This window comes from Pseudomonas cavernae (assembly GCF_003595175.1).
GTDB classification, from domain to species: domain Bacteria; phylum Pseudomonadota; class Gammaproteobacteria; order Pseudomonadales; family Pseudomonadaceae; genus Aquipseudomonas; species Aquipseudomonas cavernae.
On record NZ_CP032419.1, the window covers coordinates 805,135 to 825,286 of the forward strand.

Annotated in this window: 17 protein-coding genes and 1 pseudogene; 8 read left to right on the forward strand and 10 right to left on the reverse strand. The window is 61.8% G+C overall.

Going from position 1 to position 20,152, the window contains the following annotated elements:
* Positions 1 to 60 precede the first annotated feature (60 nt).
* On the forward strand, positions 61 to 960 hold the full coding sequence (locus tag D3880_RS03745) for a LysR family transcriptional regulator (protein WP_119892188.1): 900 nt from the start codon (positions 61 to 63) through the stop codon (positions 958 to 960).
* A gap of 433 nt (positions 961 to 1,393) precedes the next feature.
* Here the strand turns inward: D3880_RS03745 and D3880_RS03755 are convergent, their stop codons facing one another.
* Together D3880_RS03755 and D3880_RS03760 are read right to left on the reverse strand one after the other, a co-directional pair.
* Positions 1,394 to 2,482: a polyamine ABC transporter substrate-binding protein gene (locus tag D3880_RS03755; protein WP_119892189.1), complete on the reverse strand. Its 1,089-nt coding sequence runs from the start codon at positions 2,480 to 2,482 to the stop codon at positions 1,394 to 1,396.
* Positions 2,483 to 2,537: 55 nt separating this feature from the next.
* Complete coding sequence (locus D3880_RS03760) at positions 2,538 to 3,839, reverse strand: NAD(P)/FAD-dependent oxidoreductase (RefSeq protein ID WP_119892190.1); 1,302 nt, start codon at positions 3,837 to 3,839, stop codon at positions 2,538 to 2,540.
* Positions 3,840 to 4,031: 192 nt separating this feature from the next.
* On the opposite strand from D3880_RS03760, the gene D3880_RS03765 reads away from it, so the two are divergent.
* The gene (locus D3880_RS03765) at positions 4,032 to 4,952 is read left to right on the forward strand and encodes a LysR substrate-binding domain-containing protein (RefSeq protein WP_119892191.1); all 921 of its coding nucleotides are present in this window, start codon (positions 4,032 to 4,034) and stop codon (positions 4,950 to 4,952) included.
* A gap of 10 nt (positions 4,953 to 4,962) precedes the next feature.
* Here D3880_RS03765 and D3880_RS03770 read toward each other — a convergent pair whose 3' ends face one another.
* Positions 4,963 to 5,355, reverse strand: a complete 393-nt coding sequence (locus tag D3880_RS03770) for a GFA family protein (protein WP_119892192.1) — start codon at positions 5,353 to 5,355, stop codon at positions 4,963 to 4,965.
* Positions 5,356 to 5,854: 499 nt separating this feature from the next.
* Between D3880_RS03770 and D3880_RS22860 the strand changes: the two are divergent.
* Positions 5,855 to 6,103, forward strand: a pseudogene (locus D3880_RS22860) (site-specific integrase); the annotation flags it as partial.
* A 13-nt stretch (positions 6,104 to 6,116) separates the two neighbouring features.
* On the opposite strand, the gene D3880_RS03780 reads toward D3880_RS22860, so the two are convergent.
* Genes D3880_RS03780 through D3880_RS03800 form a run of 5 tightly spaced genes read right to left on the reverse strand, consistent with a single transcriptional unit; the run spans position 6,117 to position 8,933 of the window.
* The gene (locus tag D3880_RS03780) at positions 6,117 to 6,581 is read right to left on the reverse strand and encodes a methyltransferase family protein (RefSeq protein WP_119892194.1); all 465 of its coding nucleotides are present in this window, start codon (positions 6,579 to 6,581) and stop codon (positions 6,117 to 6,119) included.
* Positions 6,582 to 6,585: 4 nt separating this feature from the next.
* Positions 6,586 to 7,239, reverse strand: coding sequence for a DsbA family protein (locus tag D3880_RS03785; protein ID WP_119892195.1), 654 nt, complete (start codon positions 7,237 to 7,239; stop codon positions 6,586 to 6,588).
* A complete protein-coding gene (locus D3880_RS03790; RefSeq protein ID WP_119892196.1) occupies positions 7,236 to 7,670 on the reverse strand; it encodes a disulfide bond formation protein B in 435 nt (144 codons plus the stop codon). The genes D3880_RS03785 and D3880_RS03790 overlap by 4 nt, the downstream gene beginning before the upstream one ends.
* A complete protein-coding gene (locus tag D3880_RS03795) occupies positions 7,670 to 8,107 on the reverse strand; it encodes a copper chaperone PCu(A)C (protein ID WP_119892197.1) in 438 nt (145 codons plus the stop codon). Before D3880_RS03795 ends, D3880_RS03790 begins: the two co-directional genes overlap by 1 nt.
* A gap of 22 nt (positions 8,108 to 8,129) precedes the next feature.
* On the reverse strand, positions 8,130 to 8,933 hold the full coding sequence (locus D3880_RS03800; protein WP_119895652.1) for a cation efflux transmembrane domain-containing protein: 804 nt from the start codon (positions 8,931 to 8,933) through the stop codon (positions 8,130 to 8,132).
* 68 nt (positions 8,934 to 9,001) lie between these two features.
* Here D3880_RS03800 and D3880_RS03805 point away from each other — a divergent pair, with 68 nt between their 5' ends.
* Positions 9,002 to 9,409, forward strand: a complete 408-nt coding sequence (locus tag D3880_RS03805) for a MerR family transcriptional regulator (RefSeq protein ID WP_119892198.1) — start codon at positions 9,002 to 9,004, stop codon at positions 9,407 to 9,409.
* 186 nt (positions 9,410 to 9,595) lie between these two features.
* Here D3880_RS03805 and D3880_RS03810 read toward each other — a convergent pair whose 3' ends face one another.
* Both D3880_RS03810 and D3880_RS03815 read right to left on the reverse strand, forming a co-directional pair.
* Positions 9,596 to 12,076: a putative bifunctional diguanylate cyclase/phosphodiesterase gene (locus tag D3880_RS03810; RefSeq protein WP_238474398.1), complete on the reverse strand. Its 2,481-nt coding sequence runs from the start codon at positions 12,074 to 12,076 to the stop codon at positions 9,596 to 9,598.
* A gap of 1,325 nt (positions 12,077 to 13,401) precedes the next feature.
* Positions 13,402 to 13,887 carry an adenosine-specific kinase gene (locus D3880_RS03815; protein ID WP_119892199.1) on the reverse strand — a complete coding sequence of 162 codons (486 nt, stop codon included), beginning with the start codon at positions 13,885 to 13,887 and terminating at the stop codon, positions 13,402 to 13,404.
* A gap of 433 nt (positions 13,888 to 14,320) precedes the next feature.
* Between D3880_RS03815 and D3880_RS03820 the strand changes: the two genes are divergently transcribed.
* The 4 genes from D3880_RS03820 to D3880_RS03835 all read left to right on the forward strand — a co-directional run bounded on the left by D3880_RS03820 (position 14,321) and on the right by D3880_RS03835 (position 19,993).
* Positions 14,321 to 14,989, forward strand: a complete 669-nt coding sequence (locus tag D3880_RS03820; protein ID WP_119892200.1) for an ABC transporter ATP-binding protein — start codon at positions 14,321 to 14,323, stop codon at positions 14,987 to 14,989.
* A gap of 1 nt (position 14,990) precedes the next feature.
* Entirely contained in the window at positions 14,991 to 17,468 is a 2,478-nt protein-coding gene (locus D3880_RS03825; RefSeq protein ID WP_119892201.1) for an ABC transporter permease, read from the forward strand.
* Positions 17,458 to 18,534 carry a lipocalin-like domain-containing protein gene (locus D3880_RS03830; protein WP_119892202.1) on the forward strand — a complete coding sequence of 359 codons (1,077 nt, stop codon included), beginning with the start codon at positions 17,458 to 17,460 and terminating at the stop codon, positions 18,532 to 18,534. Before D3880_RS03825 ends, D3880_RS03830 begins: the two co-directional genes overlap by 11 nt.
* Positions 18,535 to 18,883: 349 nt before the next feature.
* Positions 18,884 to 19,993, forward strand: a complete 1,110-nt coding sequence (locus tag D3880_RS03835; protein WP_119892203.1) for a hypothetical protein — start codon at positions 18,884 to 18,886, stop codon at positions 19,991 to 19,993.
* Positions 19,994 to 20,152 lie beyond the last annotated feature (159 nt).

Genomic DNA, 20,152 nt, shown 5'->3' on the forward strand with positions numbered 1-20,152 from the left:
TAGCAATGCGGCTTTGTGCAAGGTTATTCTGCGTTTTTGCACAGGTAGCGGAGCCGCTGGATGGATTGGGACAACCTGCGCTATTTCCTCGAGCTGTCGCGCGCCGGCAAGTTGACCGCCGCCGCGCGCCGCCTGGGCGTCGACCACACCACGGTGGCGCGCCGCGTGCAGGCGCTGGAGAAGAGCCTGGATGCGCAGTTGTTCCTGCGCGGTACCGCGGGGTACAGCCTGACCGAGGCCGGGCGCGATCTGTTGCCGCAGGCCGAGGCCATGGAAAGCGCGTTCTCCGCCATCGAACAGGCCAAGGCCGAACACAGCGACACGCTGTCCGGCCAGGTGCGCATCGGCGTCACCGAGGGCTACGGTTCGCTGGTGCTCGCCCCACAACTGGCCGAGCTGACCCAGCGCTATCCGCATCTGGGCATCGATTTGCTGGCGGTGCCGCGCATGGTGCACCTGTCGCGCCACGAGGCGGACATCGTCATCACCCTCGAGCGCCCCGAGCGCGGGCCGTTCATCATCACCAAGCTGAGCGACTACGTGCTCAGGCTATATGCCTCGGCCGGCTACCTCGCGCAGCATGCGCCGATCCAGTCGCGCGAAGACCTGCGCGAGCATGCCTTCGTCAGCTACATCGAGGACCTGCTGTACAGCAAGGAGCTGTTCTACCTCGACGAGATCGGCCGGCCCCGCCACGTGGCGCTGCGCAGCACCAGCATCATCGCCCAGCAGCAGGCCTGCGCCGCCGGTGCCGGGATCGCCATCCTGCCGTCCTTCGCCGCCGACACCGACCCGCGCCTGCAGCCGGTACTGGGCGAGCAGGTCGAGTTCACCCGCACCTTCTGGATGCTAATGCCGATCGAGTTGAAGGACATCGCGCGGATGAAGACCACCTGGAACTTCCTGCGCGAGATGGCCGCGGCCAATCAGGGTCGGCTGCTGGGGCGGCAGCCGGGCTGAGCAGGGCATCGCGGCACATCGACTCCCTGTCGTTTAGCAGGCCGTTGAAAAATTACCTACGTTGCCGATACGGCGTTAAAAACGGCCTCAAAATGCTCATTTACAACACGTAAACTGCGCTTTTTCGGCCGTTTTTGCCTTGTCTCGGCTGCCTCGCCTACATTTTTCAACGGCCTGTTAGGCGTGCACCTGGGCCCCGGCCGCCTCGGACTGCACGTGGCTCGGCGAACGAGCCGCTGCGGGTGCATGGGCGGCGAGGATTAACTGGGCGTTCAGTAAAGGTGTTGATGGGTTGAGCTGAAAGCCTTGCCCCGCCTGGGTCGGAAAACAGAAAACCCTCGGGAAATGATTTCTCCGAGGGTTTTCTGTTTCTAGGCCCCGAGCTAGACGGGCTCAGTCGTTTACTTTCAACATCTTAAGCGAACGGCTTGGTCTAGGTCCCGGTTTTCAGCTTGGTCCACAGGCGGGTGTTCTGACGCACGATTTTGAATGGCAGCTCCTCTACGGTGAACAGCTTGTCCATCACATTCTTCGGCGGATAAACCGCCGGGTCCTGCTTCAGGGACGGGGTGACATAGACGTCCGCTGCCAGGTTGGGATTGGCGTAATGGATGGAGTTGCTGATATTGGCGATGACTTTGGGATCGAGCAGGTAATTCATGTAGGCGTAGCCGTTCTTTTCGTGCGGCGCGCTCTTGGGCATCACCACCATGTCGAACCACAGAGTCGAGCCTTCCTCGGGGATCGAATAGGCTATTTCCACCCCGTTGTTCGCCTCCTTGGCGCTGCTGGCCGCCTGCAGAATGTCGCCGTTGAAACCGATGACGGCGCAGATATCGCCGTTGGCCAGATCGGTGATGTACTTGGATTGGTGGAAGTACTGGATGTAGGGGCGGACCTTCATCAGCGCGTCCTCGGCCTTGGCGTAGTCCGCTGAGTCGCGGCTATGGTGGGGCAGCCCCAGGTAGTTGAGGGTGATCGGCAGGATCTGCGTGGGGTTGTCGATCATCGCCACGCCGCACTGGCTGAGCTTCTTGATGTTGTTCTCGTCCAACAACATGCTCCAGGAGCGGGTGATCTCGGTGCTACCGAATATCGCCTTGATCTTCTCGACGTTGTAGCCAATGCCGACCGTGCCCCACATGTAGGGGTAGCCATACTGGTTGCCCGGGTCGTTGACCTCCAGCACCTTCATAAGCACCGGATCGAGATTGCTCCAGTTAGGCAACTGGCTCTTGTCGAGCTTCTGAATCGCTCCCGCCTTGATCAGCTTGGAGAGGAAATGATTCGACGGGCTGACCACGTCATAGCCGGAAGTCCCGGTCATCAGCTTGGACTCGAGAACCTCGTTGCTGTCGTGGGTGTCGTAAGTCGCCTTGATTCCCGTGTCCCTGGTGAAATTGCTCAGGGTATCGGCGGCGATATAGCTGTTCCAGTTGGAGATGTTCACTTCTCCGGCAGCGTAAGTCGTTGCCGAAAAGGTGGTGAGCAATGCCGCGAGGTAGTTCTTGTTGACGTTCATGTTCGGTCACCTGCTTGTTGAAGAGCTTTCGTTCTTGTTGTGATAGCCGGGATTTCTAGATTTCCGTCCTTGCTCTAACTGCCTCCACTTGCATACGCAGCATTGCGCCGATGTCGAAGAATGGTCGGGGGGGTAACCAGCCGGGCTGGGCCCTGTCCATGACCGACTGCAATATTGGCGAATCGCCACCCGATGCCAGTTCGGCAAGCAGTCGCCCCCAGAGGGTGCCGCGCGCGACCCCCGAACCGTTGCATCCGGCCACGGCGAACAATCCCTCTTCGACTTTGGCGAAATAGGGCTGTCCGGAGCGCGAGGCGCTCAGGTGCCCGGTCCAGGTGTATTGGATGTCCTGCTCGGTAAACCAGGGGAAGCGTCGCTGCAAGCCGAGCAAATGGTGTTTGCGGCGGCTCAGGAGATCACTGCCGGACAAATCCCGGGTTCGGTATTCCGCGGTGTTGCGGATCAGCACGCGACGATCCGGGGTGAACCGCACGGTGGCTCCGAGCGGTCGGGTGGACAACACGCCCCAAGGCTCCACACAGCCGATGCTGCGGTATTCCTCGTCGCTCAACTGCCGGCTGAGACTGGCGCTGAGCTCCATCGGGAAGGTCCCGCTATCGCGGATGCCCACGCGGGGGAGAAAGGCATTCAGGCAGACCAGTACCTGCTTCGCCTCGATACTGCCGCCAGGGCTGTTGGCGCGCAGACGCCCGCCGTCCAGACGCTCCAGGCCGGTGATATCGGTATCCTCGTAGAGGGTCACAGTGTCTGGCAGCGCATCCAGCAGGCCCTTCACGTATTTCGCCGGCTGCAGCAGGGCGTTGCCGTTACCGCACCAGATTGCTGCCTGGTAATGCCGGGTGCCCAGTTTCTGTGCCAGGCGTTCGCCTTCCAGGAACTGTGCAGATGCGCCGACGGCCCGTAGCGTTTCCATCCGAGCCTCGACATGCGTCAGCTTGTGCGGATCGCTGACCGCGAAGAAATAGCCGGAGTCCCTGAATTCGCACTCGATGCCCAGACGGGCAATACGCTTGCTTACTTCCTCACTGGCGGTGCGCGAGATCGCAGTGTCCACTTCGTAACCGGCGAAGCCCTGGCTACCGACCAGTTCATCGACTCCAGGCTGTTCGTGGGCCACCACGAACCCGGAATTGCGCGCCGAGGCGCCCTGCGCCGCGCGCTGCCGGTCGACGATGACGATCCGGGCTTGCGGATGCATGTCAGCCAGCGCATGAGCGGCCGACAGCCCGGTGATACCCGCGCCAATCACCAGCCAGTCGACCTTTTCCACGCCGCTCAGACACTCGCGACGAGGCGAGTCTCCAGCCAGCGGGATCCAACCACACTCATTCTTCATAGCGTTGCCTCACATACTGTTGCCCAAGTCTAGCCAAGCAGCTGCCGTCTCTTGCGAGCGCGCCTGACGAAGGATGGCTACATGCGAGATAGGCATGAAGAGCTTTAGGGCGGCGGACTCTGGAGCTAGAATCTACGAGGCTCATGGTGATATAACCAACGCTATAAACTCATTGAGCCATTCTCAAAGCGCATGGATAAAATTCAACGCCTGCCTTCTCTCCAGGCCTTGCAGGCACTGGTGGCCGTGGCCGCTGCGGACAGCTTCACCCAGGCCGCCGAAGCGCTCTGCCTGACCCAGAGCGCAGTGAGCCGAAAGATTCAGCAACTGGAGAGTCACTTCGGCGTCCCCATGTTCGCGAGGAACAGCCGCAGCGTCCGCCTGACTGCGGAAGGCGAACAGGTTCTGGGCACCGCGCAGAAGATCCTGGAGCAACTGAAAGCACTGGAGAGCCGGATTTCCCCTCAGGAACGCCCCTTCCGCATACGCATGCATGTGTCGCTGGCGGTCCGCTGGTTGCTGCCGAAGCTGACCGATTTCTACAGGCGTTACCCGGACATATCCTTGTCCATCGAGACCGTTGCGACCGAAGTCGTCGAACCATCCAGCGACAGCGACGCCTACATCCTCTATCTGCCCGAGCCATCCAGTGATCCGACCTGCCTGAAGCTGTTCGAGGAGGCGCTGGTTCCGGTATGCGCTCCCGGTCTGGGCAGCTCAGCCCAGCCACTGCAGTCGATGGATGACCTGGTGCGCTTCCCTCTGCTCCATCGTTCGACGGACAAGCAGGACTGGAAACGTTGGCTGGCAGCCAATGGAGGCTCGCCGCTGGAGGGCTATAGGCAGATACCGTTCAACCTCGACGAGCTGGCTCTCGATGCGGCAGCACGGGGCCTGGGGGTGGCCATGACCGACATGACACTGGCCGAGGAGTCCATCGAACGCGGTGTGCTGGTCGTCCCGTTCGGCCGTCCCTTGAAGACTCGCGGGGTCTACTCGATGTACCTGCAGCCCTCAGCCGGCGCACATCCGGCACGCGCGCGGATCATGCAATGGTTTGCCGAGCAGACCGGCGAGCGCGCCCAGCCAACCGACCGACCAGCACAGCCATAAGAACCGCCAGTTACTCCTCAAAGCGACCCGTGGCGTCACGATCGCGCTCGTACCGTCTCGTGAGCGGAAACGGCGGCAACCAGGACTCGCGGCGGACGATCCAGCTTTCGTAGGTTGGCAGCAGTTGGTTAGGGGCATCCAGGGATCCCAGGTTCACTTCGATCTCGTCTGCGGTGCGGGCGAAAACGGACGAGCCGCAGCGGGGACAGAAGAACCGCCCGGCGTAGTCGCGCGTTTCACCATCGATCGTCACCGCATCCTGAGGGAACACCGCGGAAGCGTGAAAAAGCGCCCCGTGATGCTTGCGGCAGTCGAGACAGTGACAAAGGCCGACTCGGTATGGGAGTCCCGCCGCCACAATTCGGACGTTGCCGCAAAGGCAACCGCCGGTGAATCGGTCCATGCTGCGTCTCCTCTAGAATCGGTCGGAATCTTTGAAACGAACCCCCTCGGGCGTCCAGGAAAGAGGCGCCAGCCCTTTCGGCTGTAGGCTTTACAGCGTCGAGAAAACAAACCTTCGACTGCTCGTGCCGAATTCTGGTGGGCAGCAGGTCGATATCTATAAAGCCGGGCGGCCACGATGCTCTACCCACCGGACCACGACGGAGGCATTGCGCGACGCTGCGACGCTTGAGTATTTCGTTGATGACTGCAAGGCCGGTCTTCCCGAGTGACGCGCCGGCGTGACCCTCGCAAACGGCCAATATCGGTGGTGGTGAAAATAACAGTTAGACCACTGCAAAGGGTCGGAAGCAGCCATGTACCTAGACAGCTCCACTTTTGTCCTCCCGCAGCGAGGAGGACATGTCATGTACACCATAGCCACCAGTAGCAGTCAGCCTTGGAACAAGGGAAAGCTTGTCGGGCAGAAAGCTCCACTCCGACTCAGGGATACTTGAGCAATAGGGGGCAGACTACAGCTCGCGGATAGGGTACGAGATCTGGCCCTCTTCGACTTAGCAATCGACGGCAAGCTGCGCGCCTTCGTGATGCAACAGAAAACCCAGCGCCCCGTGCAATTTTAAATCACCGAGCAAACCCGCACTGCGCTGGAAGCCTGGATGCACCAGGCCCACCTCAGAAGTGAGAACTTCTTATTTCCGAGCCGGCTGCACCGCTCAGAACACCTCTCCACACGGCAATACGCACGTAGTGGAACTGACGTTAGAGCCAACGTCGTACTCGACCACAGTATTGATAGAAGTCTGCGCCGAAGAGAGCACTGAGTGCCCACTCTTCCGGGGCGATCTGGAAGCGGTTCATGTACAGGACGAAGCCCAGTACACCCAGCACTGCCGGCGGCCAGGCGAGGAACACCGACCAGGCCAGCAGGGCGGTGGCGAAACCCAGGTACATCGGGTTTCGCGTGTAGCGGTAGATGCCTGAGCTGACCAGTGCAGAGGCCGTCTCCGGCTTCAACGGGTTGACCGTGGTGCGGGCGCGTCGGAAGGACAGTACGCCGGCCAGACAGACGCCCACGCCCACCAGCAGCACGGCCAGGGCAGTGCCAAGGCGCCACTCGATGGCCAGCTCCAGGCGGCCTGGCAGCAGGTGGGCGACGAGCCACATCAACAGGCCGAACAGGGTGGCTACCAAGGGCGGCGGAATGCGGTTCTCTAGCCAGCGCATAGTGTCAGTTCCTGGCCTTGGCGATTTCGCTACTGACCAGCTCGCGCAGCGGCTCTGGACCGAACTCATCCAGTGGTCGGCCGTTGACGAAGAAAGTGGGGGTACCGCGAACACCCACGGTCTGGACATCCTGCATATCGGTCTTGAGTACGGCGTCGACTTCCGGCGAGTTCATATCGGCACGTGCCTTTTCGACGTCCAGGCCAACCGAGGCGGCTGCTTCCCAGGCTTTGGCAACCTTGGGGTCATCGTGCCAGCTCGGCTGAGCGACAAGCACTGCTTCCAGCACTTGCGGGAAGAGTTCCTGCTTGCGGGACGCCTCCAGCATCCGGGCAACCTCCTCGGAGCCCTGGTGGAACAGCACATAGCGCACCACTAAGCGCACATCACTTGGGTTCTCGGCGAGGATCTTTTTCACGATCGGGTAGAAGGCGCGGCAGGCCTCGCAGGACGGGTCGAAGAATTCGACTATGGTCACCGGCGCCTTCGCCGGGCCGAACACTGGCGAATGGAAGCGCACTAAGGCGCTGCTGCCTTGCGGGGTGGGCGCCGCCTGCTTCTGGGGCGGCGGGGTGGCCCCCTGGTAGAAGAATGCAGCAGCGGCGAAGGCGGCCAGCAGCAGGGCGCTGATGGCCAGTACCAGGGTACGGCGGTTCATTGGGCAGTTCTCCGACGGATGATGAGAAGCAGGATGGCGATCAGGACGAATGCACCCAGCGCCAGTAGTGGTAGCGGGATGCCTCCGAGGATGGTCATGTTGGCGTCCGAGCAGGACGGGCCGGTGGCACTGCAAGGCTGGATGCGCTGCGGAATCAGGCCGGCATACAGCAGGCTGTGAGCGAGGGCGAGCAATGCACCGATACCGGCAAGGGGTAGTGCGTAGCGCCAGACGTCGAAGTCTGAGCGATAGCAGGCCACGGCCAGGATCACTGCCAGGGGGAACATAAAGGCGCGCTGGAACCAGCACAGTACGCAAGGCGCCTGCCCCATAACCTCGCCAATGAACAGCGCGGCCAGGGTCGAGAACAGCGCAAGCAGCCAGGCCAGGAGCAGCAGCCCCCAGGGACCGGCCGGAGCCTTGATGGTCATTAGGCTCTCCTCAGGGCGGTTGGCAGTGCGGCAGTTAAAGTCACCGGCAGGCTCTGGCCATCGGCGAATTGCAGGTTCACTTCGACCTGATCACCCAGGGCTAGCTCACGTTGGCGGTGTATCAGCATCAGGTGATAGCCGCCGGAGGCAAAGGTCAGAGTGGCGCCAGCAGGTATCTCAAGCTGCTCGATAGGCTGCATGCTGGCCATGCCATTCTCCAGTGAGCTGCGGTGCATCATCACCTGAGCAAAGGCCGGGCTCTGCGCCCCACTCAACACCACCGGCTGGCTGCCGTTGTTGGTTAGGGTGAAATAGCCGGCGGCCGGCAGGTCCCCTGGCAGCAGACGCAGTTTCGCTTCACTCACCTGCAGATCGGCTGTGGCCGTAGTCGAGACGGACAGCAGCACGGCTGCGCCCAGTTGGACGAGTCGCCGCATCGGTGTTCTCCTTGTTGAAATCCTAGTGTTCTTGTTTCGGGCCGCAGCAGCCCTTTGCTGGAGTGGCCTGGGCCTGCGATTGGCTAGGTTCGGCGATCCCCAGTAACGGCTGTGTCGCGCTGGTGGCAGGTGTTTCAGCGCAGCAAGAGTTCGGTTCGGCTTGTGGCTCGCTGGCACAGCAGCTCGTACTCAGCGGGAGCTGCGGCGCGGGTGCGCTAGTCCGCCATTCCCTCCAAGCCTCGCGGATGACTTGCCTGGCGGAGTGCAGGAACAGAGCGGCAATGGCCAGGCCGACCAAGATGTCTGGCCACAGACTGCCGGTTAGCGCAACCAGGCCGGCGGCGGCGATCACGCTGCTGTTGGCCAGCAGATCGTTGCGCGAACAGAGCCAGGTCGAACGCATGTTCAGATCGTCGCTGCGATGGCGATAGAGCAGCGCGAAGCAGTAGCCATTGGCGAGCAGAGCGAGAGCACCGACGGTACCCATCCAATCGGCGGCGGGTACTTCCTGCAGCATCAGCTTGCGCAGGGCATCGGCCACTACCAGCAGTCCGAACAGCAGCATGAACCCACCCTTGAACAGCGCGGCGCCAGCCCGAGCTCGGGCGCCACGGTGCAGGACGAACAGCGTGAGGGCGTAGACGGAGGCATCGCCGAACATGTCCAGCGAGTCGCCGAGCAGAGCTGTGGAGTTAGCGATCCAGCCGGCGACGAACTCCACCAGGAACATGGCGGCATTGATGACCAGGACTATGTAGAGCACTCGGCTCTGTTTGGCGCGTAGCTGGGCCAGTTCTCCGGCCTTGTTCTCGCAGCAGCTGTCCATGATCAGTTCCTCGCTCATTCGATCTTGCCGTTAGAATGAGGGTTATAGCGACTATAAGGTCAAGCCCCATGAACGCGATGATTTTCACTGTGGGCCAACTGGCACGCGCCACCGACACCAAGGCGGTGACAATCCGCTATTACGAACAGCTAGGCCTGTTGCCTTCGGCCTCACGCAATGCCTCCGGATACCGCCAGTACACGGAAGAAGAGCGTGATCGTCTGCTGTTCATTCGTCGCAGCCGTGCTTTGGGCTTCAGCCTCGACGACATTCGCCAGCTACTGGGGTTTGCTGACCACCGGCAGGCGTCATGCGCTGCGGTGGATGCCAAGGTCGCGGAGCAGCTGGATCAAGTCAGACTGCGTATCCGCGATCTGCAAGGTCTTGAGCAGGAGCTTCAACGCCTGCTGTCCTGCTGTCATGGGGGGGTGATCGAGGAATGCCGGATCATCGAATCTCTGAGTCAACAGCGCTAAGCGGTGGGTGCCTGCTTTTGGCCGGTCTCTGTCTCTCGCGAACGTCCGTTGTGGGTCGAAAGGGATCCTCCTCAAGTGGCCGTTTTTGGCCGAATTGAGCCAGTCATGACAGGCGAAAATTGACCTGAAATGGACGTTCCCAGGTGTCTACGAAACCAGGGCGACTCAGTCTTGGTCCGTGTGAAATCAGTGCTCGGCCATTAATCTGTCGTGAACAAATTCCTTAAATTGTTCGGCTGGCAGTGGTGGGGAAAACAGATAGCCTTGGTAGGCCTGGCAGCCATGATTGACCAGAAAGGTGCGCTGAGCCTCTGTCTCCACACCTTCTGCAATCACCGCAAGACCCAAAATCTGGCCCAAACTTACAATCGCGCAGGCGATGGCAGCATCGTTAGGATCGATCAGCACATCCCTGATGAAGGACTGGTCGATTTTAAGTTGATCTAACGGAAGGCTCTTCAGGTAGGACAGCGACGAGTAGCCGGTTCCGAAGTCGTCTAAGGAAAGGCCTATGCCGTTCTCTTTCAATTCGACCATTTTGGCGATGGTATTTTCTATATCCTCTATCAGCAGGCCTTCGGTCAGTTCCAGTTTCAATTTCTTCGGATCGGCACCGGTGTATTTCAGTACTGACAGCACCTCCTCAACGAAGTCCGCATGATGAAACTGGCGGGCGCTGACATTCACTGCCATGCTCAGTCGGGCGGTTTCCGGATGCTTTGCCCAGGCCGCCAGCTGAGCGCAGGCGGTTTCCAGCGCCCAGCGGCCTAACGGCAGAATCAGCCCTGTTTCCTCTGCCAATGGAATGAACTCAGCTGGTGATACGGTTCCGCGTTCAGGATGCTGCCAGCGCATAAGTGCCTCTGCACCTATGATACGGCCCTCACTATTCACCTGCGGCTGGAAATGGAGAAGGAGTTCCTTGTTCTGCAAGCCTTGGCGTAAGTCTCCTTCCAGTCTGGCGCGTGCCGTGGCAACCGCCTGCATTTCCGGATCGAAGAAGCGCATGGTATTACGGCCCGCCGCCTTGGCGCGATACATCGCCAGGTCAGCGCGTTTCATAATATCGTCCACTGTGTTTAGCTGACCCTGGAACAGGGCAATGCCTAGGCTGGGGGTGCTATGGTGCTCATAACCATCCAGTGGGTAGGAAATGTTGAGCGAATTGAGAATTTTTTCGCCAATAGCCTTGGCCTGGATAGCTGCTTCTGGAGGATTCTCATTAAGACCTTCCAGTAAGACCACGAATTCGTCTCCGCCCAGGCGGGCCACTGTGTCGCTCTCGCGTATGCAGGAGGAGAGGCGCAGAGCAACTTGCCGCAGCAACATGTCGCCTCTGTCATGCCCCAGCGTATCGTTCAGTGCCTTGAAGTTATCTAGATCAATAAGTATTACCGCGCTCGTATGTAGACTGCGGGCGCTGCCCGCCAGCACGTGCTGTAATCGGTCCAACATAAGTCGCCTGTTGGCCAGTCCGGTCAACTGATCGTAGAAGGCCAAACGCTTGACCTCTTGCTCAGCTGCCTTGCGGTGGGTGATGTCAGTATTAATCGATAGAACAGACTGCGGTTGGCCACGGTCGTCTCTCACTAGGGTTCGGTGGCTTTCAAGCGTGATGGTGCGGCCATCCTGACGTCGAAGTGTGACCTCACCAGCCCAATCGCCAGTTTCTATCAAGCTACTAATGGCCGCATTGAAAGCGGCATGGCCTTGGTAGATTAACTCCTGTGCCGATTTGCCGAGTGCCTCTTCCTTTGACAAACCGTAGAGACGTTCAGCACTTTTGTTCCAGTACAAAATGCAGTGATCCATCCCGTGAACGACAATGGCATCCTGGGCCTTGTCCAGCAACGATGCTTGCTGACGGAACTGCTTCTCGCTTTCGCGCAGCTCTACAAGATAGCCCTCCCTTTCGGCTGTATGTGACTCCATTTCGCGCCTGATCTTGCGACCGTAAGCAACGGCCGCACTGACCATTAGTAGCACGAACGCCATGATCGCATACTCGACCTGGCGCAGTACTTCGACCGATTCCAGTTCTTCCTCTAGAAGCTTGCCTTGAATTAGGCCGACGCGCTCCCGCACGGTAGCGAGTGAGGCGAGCAACTTGGCATACTTCCTGTCCATTGTTGCCATGCGCTTGCCGGCATTGTCCGGCTGGCCCTCCCTGAAGTAGGAAAATATTAGCAAGGCCTCATCCACCATTTTGACCATCGCCGCGTCGACTGCGTCTACCTCATCCTTCAATGCAAGAGTGGAGGCTTGTATGTCTGCACTGTGCTCAACTTGATTAGCGATCCGAGCGTGTAGCTGTTCTTTGGCCATTGCCAAATGCTCGTTGAAGACGCGCAGCGCTTCACTCATGTTCCGTGATTCGCGTTCGACCTCATGTGTATCGAACACATTGTTGCCCGGTGCATTGACTTCGGAGGCCAAGCTGCCCAGCGTTGAATAGCTCGACAGCTGTTGGACCCACGACTGGTTTGCCTTGATGGAACGGTGATAAGTGTCGACAATCTGGTGATTCAAGAGCACGCCCAGCACAACAATCAGTACGTCGAAACCCGCAAGGAAAAAATACATATGATGCCATTTTTTCGAGCGCGAATTATTTGAGCTGGCGAGCATGGTTTTCTTTGCGGCGCTTTCACTTTTGAAAAAATCCATTTCACGGTCTCCAAATATAATCCCTCTAAATGGACCAATAAAAGCGGTTCTCGGAAACTAATTAACCTATTCTGCCGGCACCCTGGGCCTGATAACAAGTTGCACTTAGCATTAGCCAACCACTTTCGCTGCTCTGGGCTCACTTTGCTTTTCGTAAGCAGAAGTTCCCGAGACAAGCAATAGCTATCGGAGTTATACGTTTTATATATGTCAAGCAAACTAACTGTTCGTTACTAAGTAATGCATGCAGTAAACTAATTTTCAGAGTGAAACTTTTTTTCGAAAGCAGCCTCTTAACATTTCGGCGATAAAACGGAATTATTGTCAATTGTTGTGTTTAACATCATCGTTTTAGGCAGCGTTTTTCTTGCTGTCTCCCGGCACTCCGTTTTTGAACTGAACGCCGGCAATCACTTCTGCCAGACGTTCTGCTCCTTTAAATTTCCTCAGCCCCGCTCAGCGCTTAGGGCGAGCATAAAGACCATGGCCAGCATGCTCCGGCGTGAGACACATCCCCGCGTTTTCGCAGTGCCCAGCCGCACTGTAGCGAAAGTCGATTCGATCCTGAGTGATCCCCACAGACCTAGTCCCAACCCTGCGCCTGCAGGTGCACTTCCAGGCGCAGGGTTTGCTCCATTTCTTCCAGGGTGTCGCTGCGGATTTACGCCCTAGGCCGGATGCTTCACGCAGTACAGTCGGGTGACATAGGGCGCGTTGGGGGTCATTTCCACGCAGCCCCCTGACTGCCCGATCAGTTCCGACAGCAAACCAAGCATAGCTACTAATTTGCCATTATTCTGTCCACAGACAGCTCCTGACCGAGTGCAGCATGGGCCGCCAGAGTTCGGCTTTACCCTGCGATCAGCGTTTGGCATCGCGTCCGTCAGCATCTCATCGCCGGCCTGGCCCGTGAATCGCCCCGTGTTTCGGAGGCACTTGTGACCGTCCGCTTTGGGTTGAGGCTGTGTAAAAACGTTTGCTCAATTCCGAGGTTCGCGTTGCTACGCGAAATTTGCAGGAGTTTTCCCAGCTGACCTGTTTGGAATTCGCGAGAAAGCGCGAAATCTGCTCGCTTTTTGAGCCGCGCTCATCATCAAAAGCGTTTTTACACAGCCTCGGTTGTTTTGAGCCGCTCGGCTGACCCGCGTAAGTGGTCAACCCGTTGCCAATGCGTGGTCATATCGAATGCACATGACCGTTCAGTGGCAATGCAAACCGCTGGGCAAGTGAGGCGCAATTTCGTACTTGTTGATGCGGTCGAGTCTTCGGCCTCATCAACGGGGGGGATTGAGGATTTTTCATCCCGCCCCAGAGCCGGGCTGCAGTCACAGCTTGTAGCCGATCTGCCGCAACAAATTCTTGCGCCAGAGGATGTCGTCGTCGCCTTCGATGTCGTTGACCCGCAAGCCATCCACCACGCCCAAGATGCCGCGGCCCTGCTGCGTCTCGGCGACAATCACTTCGGTGGGATTGGCGGTGGCACAGAACACCCGGCAGACCTCCGGGACCATCTTGATGGCGTTCAACAGGTTCAGCGGGTAGAAGCCGTCGCCGAGGAAAATGATGAAGCTATGGCCGGCGGCAATGGCTTGGGCATTCTTCTGGGCCAGTTCGATCATCGCGGCATCGGTGCCAGACCAGCGCACCAGGCATTTGCCCGAGGCTTCGCAAAAGGCCAGGCCAAACTTGATGCCGGGTACGGCACCGACCAAGGCTTCGTGGATGTCCTCGACGGACTTGATGAAGTGCGTCTGGCCCAGAATGAAGTTCGTGGCTTCCGGCTTGTCGATTTTCACCGTGATGAGTTGCATCGCAAACCTCCCTTTTCCGATCGGGTTTAACGGCGCGCAAATCATGCAGTGCCCTGGCCCCGCCCCGCGTTGCCGGGCATCCGGCCCTGCTGGTCCCGGGCGGCACAATCAGCTGCGCTGGCGAATTAAGCATAGCCATGCCTTGGTCATGCCCCGGTTCAACTGTTGCCGGGCGGATGGGCGGCCAGCCGTTCTTGCAGCGGTCCGTGCCGTATGGACGGGCAGGGAAATCGCTGCGGCCGATCCCGACTAGTCTCAGCTAAAGGCACCTCGGCTGGATCGCGATTACTGAGAACCTGCCCCGGATCTGCCGCGCAGATCGGAAAAGGGTTCCCGGCAGCGCCGGGCTCTCCCCGGTCCAGTCGTGCCGCGGGGCGTTCTTGGCTGTTTGCCACAGCCATCGCCGGCACAGCCTCGATAGGGCCGCACACCGATGCTGAAGATCCAGGGCCTATGCAAAAGCTACCCGACTCCCCAGGGGCCGCTGGCGGTGCTGCGGGGCATCGACCTCGAGCTGGAGGAGGGCGGCAGCCTGGCGTTGATGGGCGAATCCGGCAGCGGCAAGAGCACCTTGCTGCACCTGGTGGCCGGCCTCGACCGCTTCGATGCCGGCAGCATCTGGGTGGCCGGGCGCTCGCTGGCCGCGCTCGATGAAAGCCAGTTGGCGGCCTGGCGGCGCAGCGGGGTCGGCCTGATCTTCCAGCAGTTCAACCTGATTGCCAGCTTGCGGGTCGAGGACAACCTGGCCTTCCAGGCTCGTCTGGCCGGCCGCCATGACCCGCACTGGCAGGCGCAGCTGGTCCAGCGGCTCGGCCTTGGCCAGCTGCTCAAGCGCTATCCCGAACAACTCTCCTGCGGGCAGCAGCAACGGGTGGCCTTGGGCCGAGCGCTGGCCGCCAGACCGCCGCTGTTGCTGGCTGACGAACCCACCGGCAGCCTGGATGAGGCGAGCGGTGACGAGGTGCTGGAGCTGCTGCTGCAACTGCTCGAAGGCAGCACCACCAGCCTGCTGATGGTGACCCATAGCCCGCGCATGGCGGCGCGCCTGCAGCGGCGCGTGAGCTTGCAGGGCGGCCGCCTATTGGCGCGAGGCGAGGCCTGACATGCGGATTTTCTACTGGACGCTGAGTGGTCTGTTCAGCCATTGGCGCCGGCATCCCGTGCAGTTCTTCAGTGTGCTGACCGGTCTGTGGCTGGCCACCAGCCTGTGGACGGGCGTGCAGGCGCTGAACAGCCAGGCCCGGGAAAGCTATGCGCGGGCCAGCCAGCTGCTGGCCGGCGCTGACCAATACGCGCTCAGTGCCCGCAACGGCGGGCTGTTTGCGCAGCAGTACTTCATTGAACTGCGACGTGCCGGCTGGCCGGTATCGCCACTCCTGCAGGGCCGTTTGCGCCTGCGGGGGCAGGCCGAACAGCGCCTGCAGCTGATTGGCATCGAACCCCTGACCTTGCCGGCCGACACCTCGCTGGCCGGGCAAGCGGTCGAGCGCCTGGACCTGGCCGCCTTTCTCGGCCAGCCCGGGCGCACCTGGATTGCCCCCGACACCCTCGCGGCCCTCGACCTGGCAGCCGGGGCGCAACCGCTGACCGAGGCCGGGCAAGCCTTGCCGCCGCTGGAGCTGCGGCCGCAGTTGGCGCCGGGCGTGCTGCTGGTGGATATCGGCGTCGCCCAACGCCTGCTCGACGCACCGCAGCAGCTGTCCCGGCTGCTGCTGGCCGGCGATTTCGCCCGCAGTAATCCGCGCCTGCCGCCGCAACTGGCCGAGCAACTGGTGCTGAACCGTCGCAGCGAAGCGGCCGATCTGGGCCGGCTCACCGACAGCTTCCACCTCAATCTCACCGCCCTCGGTTTGCTGGCCTTTGTCGTCGGGCTGTTCATCGTGCATGCCGCCATCGGCCTGGCGCTGGAGCAGCGCCGCGCACTGTTACGCACCCTGCGGGCCTGCGGGGTGAGTGCCCGCACCCTGCTGGGCGCCCTGGCCCTGGAGCTCTGCGGCCTGGCCTTGCTCGGCGGCCTGGCCGGCGTGCTCAGCGGTTACTGGCTGGCCAGCCTGCTGTTGCCGGATGTGGTGGCCAGCTTGCGTGGCCTGTATGGCGCCGAGGTCGCCGGGCAGCTCAGCCTCAGCCCGCAGTGGTGGCTGAGCGGGCTGGCCATGAGCCTGCTCGGTGCCTTGCTCGCCGGCGCCGGCAGCCTGCTCAGGGCCGCGCGCTTGCCGCTGCTGGCGTTGGCCCAGCCCGAGGCGTGGCAGCAGGCCCAGGCGCTCTGGTTGCGCCGCCAGGCCCTGCTGGCGGCGGCGCTCGCCTTGCTGGCGCTGGCCGCGCTGCTGGGCGGCAACAGCCTGATCGCCGGCTTCGTCCTGCTCGCCGCTTTGCTGCTGGCGGCGGCCCTGAGTTTGCCGCTGTGCCTGAACCTGCTGCTGGAGGGCCTGCTGCCGCGCTGCCGCTCACCGCTGGCGCAGTGGTTCGTCGCCGACAGTCGCCAGCAGCTGCCGGGTCTGGCGCTGGCGCTGATGGCCCTTCTGCTGGCGCTGGCGGCGAATATCGGCGTCGGCAGCATGACCGAGGGCTTTCGCCAGACCTTTGCCGGCTGGCTCGATCAGCGCCTGGCCGCCGAGCTGTACCTCACCCCGCAGGATCCGCAGCAGGCCCTGGCCATCGGCGCCTGGTTGGCCCGCCAGCCCCAGGTCAGCGCGGTACTGCCGAGCTGGCGGGTCGAGCTGCAGCTGCAGGGCTGGCCGGCGCAACTCAGCGGCATACTCGATCACCCGGCCTACCGCGCCCACTGGCCGCTGCTGAGCGCCAGCCCCGATGCCTGGGAGCAACTGGCCCGGCAACAGGCGCTGATGCTCAGCGAGCAGCTGGCGCGACGCTTGAACCTGCAGCTGGGCGAGCGCCTGAGCCTGCCAACCCCCAAAGGCGAATGGCCGCTGGTGGTCGCCGGCATCTACGCCGATTACGGCAATCCGAAAGGGCATCTGCTGGTCAATGCCGCGGGTTTGCAGCAGCACTGGCCGGGGCTGAGCCCGAGCAGCTACAGCCTGCACCTGCCTGCCGGCGAGGTCCCCGAGCTGATGCAGGCCCTGCAGCAGACCTTTGCCCTGGGCAGCGACCGGATCATCGATCAGAGCGAGCTCAAGGCCTGGTCGACCCGCGTGTTCGAACGCACCTTTGCCGCCACCGCGGCGCTCAACAGCCTGACCCTGGGAGTGGCCGGGGTGGCGCTGTTCATCAGCCTGCTGACCCTCGGCCAGGCGCGCCTGAGCCAACTGGCACCGCTCTGGGCGCTGGGGGTGAGTCGAGCGCAGCTGGCCTGGCTCAGTCTCGGCCAGACCCTGCTGCTGGCGCTGATCACGCTGCTGCTGGCGGTGCCGCTGGGGCTGGTGCTGGCCTGGTGCCTGGTCGCGGTGATCAACGTGCAGGCCTTTGGCTGGCGCCTGCCGCTGCATGTGTTTCCCTGGCAGCTCCTGCAACTGCTGGCCATGGCGGTGCTCGCCACGCTACTGGCCGCCGCCTGGCCGCTGTGGAAGCTCGGGCGGACCACCCCGGCCGAGTTGCTGAGGACCTTCGCCGATGAACGCTAGCCTGCGCCTGATGCTCCTCGCGGGCTTGCTGCTCGGCGCCTGCGATGCCGAACCGCCGCCGGCCGAGGGCTTTGCCGGGCTCGGCGGCGCCGCGGCGGGCTTTGCCCAGGTGACCCCGGGCCGGGCCTTCAGCTTCCCGGCCGATCACGGCGCGCACCCGGATTACCGCATCGAATGGTGGTATGTGACGGCCAATCTGGAGGATGAGCAGGGCCGTGCCTGGGGCGTGCAGTGGACGCTGTTCCGCAGTGCCTTGCAGCCCGGCTCCACGAGTGAGGGTTGGAGCAACCAGAACCTGTGGATGGGCCATGCCGGGCTGACCGGCCCATACGGCCATCGCTCCGCGGAAACCTTCGCCCGCGGCGGCATCGGCCAGGCCGGCGTCGACGCCTCGCCCTTCAAGGCCTGGATCGACGATTGGCAGTTCAGCAGCCGCAAGCCGGCGAACGCGGGGCTGGGCGAGCTGGATCTGCACGCCAAGGGCGGCGCCTTCAGCTATCGCCTGCGCCTGCTCAGCAGCCGCCCGCCGGTGCTGCACGGCGAGCGGGGCTTCAGCCAGAAGTCCGGACTGGGGCAGGCGTCCTACTACTACAGCCAGCCGTTCTTCCAGGCCCAGGGCACCATCCAGTTGCAAGGCCGCTCGTACCGAGTAAAGGGCCCGGCCTGGCTAGACCGTGAGTGGACCAGCCAGTACCTGGCGCCCGACCAGCGCGGCTGGGACTGGTTCTCCCTGCATCTGGATACGGGCGAGAAGCTCATGCTGTTCCAGCTGCGCCATGCCGACGGCGCCCACTACCGCGCCGGCACCTGGATCAGCGCCAGCGGCCAGCCCCGCGCGCTGGCTAGCCAGGACATCGTCATGACCCCCTTGCAGTACAGCCGGGTCGCCGGCCGTCGGCTACCGACCCGCTGGTCGCTGCGCATCGCCAGCGAGGGCTTCGCCATCAGCAGCACGCCGGTGCAGGAAAATGCCTGGATGGATACCCGCTTCCCCTACTGGGAGGGGCCCATCCGTTTCAGTGGCAGCCATCAGGGCGTGGGCTACCTGGAGCTGACGGGGTATTGAGGCAATGTTCTTCAGCAGGGCGCGGGCGATCGCCACGAACAAGGGGACTGCTTTATTTTCTGCTCTTCAACAGCCTGCCCCCGGTACGAGCCGAAACCGTACCTTCCCGCCGGACTCTCTTGCTCCCGGACTCGCCACCTATACTCAAAACACCCTGGGCGGACGTACTGGACGTCCCGTTGGAGAGGGGGCTGGCAAAGCTGCAAAAGTCCCGCAGCTGGCTAGGAGGAAGAAAGCAGGCCGTCGAGGTCTGCGGAGCAAGCAAACCCATATGAGCAGTGTGAAGGGCTCGGTTGAAACCTATCCGATGGCGGGGCGACCGCTGTCGGATCTGTTTTAGGGGCCTGCGATGTTGAGTCTGCGCGCCCTGATCGTCGCCTTGATGGTGGCGCTGACAGGGTGCGCCACACCGGATCGCGCCGCCGACCTGGCCCCGCCGATTGTGATCTCGGCGAGTACCTGGCGGCAGGTCGACAGCGACATAGTCGCCGCGTCGCAAGTCACGACAGGGCAGGCCCAATCCTACGCGCACGGCTCCATGCAGAGCTGGATGGACCTCGTCTACCGGCGCACCGATGCCGACTTCATCCCGTGGTTCTCCGGCTACTGGACCCAGAAATGGCTGTCCATGAAGGTGGCCTGGTACAAGCTGAGCGCAGAGGGAGAGACGGATCCGACCGTGAATCGACTGGCCATCTATCTGCAGGAGCAATATCAGGATCGCGTGCTGGAACCGGTCGCCAAGGAGATCGATCCCGACGTGGTCATGGCGCAGGCGACGCAATTCTACGTCCAGCACCTCGGCGCGCGACTCCAGGAAATTCCGCAGCGCTACGGTGTACCTCCAGATCAATTCGACCAGCGCCTCAAAGACATTCCAGCGATCGCGCTGGCGTCTCCCCCCGCCCACAGTGCTTCGCTCTACCAGATTGTCCACGCCGATCCGCTCGACAGGCTGCCGGCCTATGCGGCCCTGATTGATCGGATCCGCAATGCCCCCGGTGGTGCGGGAGACTGGTCAGCGGACGCAGGGATCTCCTCGGTGGCGAAACAGACCAGTGAAAAACTGGTGACCGAGCTCGCCACCAGCGGTGTCGCAAGCGCTGTCTCTGCGGTGCTCCCCCGGGTGGCCGGCATGTTCATTTCCCTGGGCGTGGCGGGTTTCAGCGCCATCGCGGGCGAGAACGAGCGATCGCAAACGGAAGCGCAATTTCGCCAAAGCCTGAACGCCGCCTTTGACGAAGAGTGGCTTGAGCTGATGCGCAACCCCGCCACCGGGGTGCTGGCAGGGGTCTATCACCTATCTGGACAAATCGAAGGCAGCCTCGCCGACAGCGCGACGCTGCCGCTCAAGTTCGAACCGCTACCGCGAGAAGCTCCCGTGCCGGGCGGGCAACTTCTTAAGGAAGGAAGAAGTGTCTACGGCGGCCCTACCGATGGCGGGAACGCGGATCAATAACCCGCACGGCCGCTGGCAGGCATCCCCAGCCCAGTGGGCTGTCAGCCCATGCCGAACCTGTAGGCGCGAATTCATTCGCGAAAGGCGTGGCAGCGCCTGTATCCCGGGTTCGCGGATAAATCCGCTCCTACGAAAAGCACTGAGCCAGGCCACACGCAA

Bases quoted from the DNA above. Each gene is read 5' to 3' on its own strand.
- D3880_RS03745 (WP_119892188.1), top strand. From the start codon at position 61: ATGGATTGGGACAACCTGCGCTATTTCCTCGAGCTGTCGCGCGCCGGC.
- D3880_RS03755 (WP_119892189.1), bottom strand. From the start codon at position 2,482: ATGAACGTCAACAAGAACTACCTCGCGGCATTGCTCACCACCTTTTCG.
- D3880_RS03760 (WP_119892190.1), bottom strand. From the start codon at position 3,839: ATGAAGAATGAGTGTGGTTGGATCCCGCTGGCTGGAGACTCGCCTCGT.
- D3880_RS03765 (WP_119892191.1), top strand. From the start codon at position 4,032: ATGGATAAAATTCAACGCCTGCCTTCTCTCCAGGCCTTGCAGGCACTG.
- D3880_RS03770 (WP_119892192.1), bottom strand. From the start codon at position 5,355: ATGGACCGATTCACCGGCGGTTGCCTTTGCGGCAACGTCCGAATTGTG.
- D3880_RS03780 (WP_119892194.1), bottom strand. From the start codon at position 6,581: ATGCGCTGGCTAGAGAACCGCATTCCGCCGCCCTTGGTAGCCACCCTG.
- D3880_RS03785 (WP_119892195.1), bottom strand. From the start codon at position 7,239: ATGAACCGCCGTACCCTGGTACTGGCCATCAGCGCCCTGCTGCTGGCC.
- D3880_RS03790 (WP_119892196.1), bottom strand. From the start codon at position 7,670: ATGACCATCAAGGCTCCGGCCGGTCCCTGGGGGCTGCTGCTCCTGGCC.
- D3880_RS03795 (WP_119892197.1), bottom strand. From the start codon at position 8,107: ATGCGGCGACTCGTCCAACTGGGCGCAGCCGTGCTGCTGTCCGTCTCG.
- D3880_RS03800 (WP_119895652.1), bottom strand. From the start codon at position 8,933: ATGGACAGCTGCTGCGAGAACAAGGCCGGAGAACTGGCCCAGCTACGC.
- D3880_RS03805 (WP_119892198.1), top strand. From the start codon at position 9,002: ATGAACGCGATGATTTTCACTGTGGGCCAACTGGCACGCGCCACCGAC.
- D3880_RS03810 (WP_238474398.1), bottom strand. From the start codon at position 12,076: ATGGATTTTTTCAAAAGTGAAAGCGCCGCAAAGAAAACCATGCTCGCC.
- D3880_RS03815 (WP_119892199.1), bottom strand. From the start codon at position 13,887: ATGCAACTCATCACGGTGAAAATCGACAAGCCGGAAGCCACGAACTTC.
- D3880_RS03820 (WP_119892200.1), top strand. From the start codon at position 14,321: ATGCTGAAGATCCAGGGCCTATGCAAAAGCTACCCGACTCCCCAGGGG.
- D3880_RS03825 (WP_119892201.1), top strand. From the start codon at position 14,991: ATGCGGATTTTCTACTGGACGCTGAGTGGTCTGTTCAGCCATTGGCGC.
- D3880_RS03830 (WP_119892202.1), top strand. From the start codon at position 17,458: ATGAACGCTAGCCTGCGCCTGATGCTCCTCGCGGGCTTGCTGCTCGGC.
- D3880_RS03835 (WP_119892203.1), top strand. From the start codon at position 18,884: ATGTTGAGTCTGCGCGCCCTGATCGTCGCCTTGATGGTGGCGCTGACA.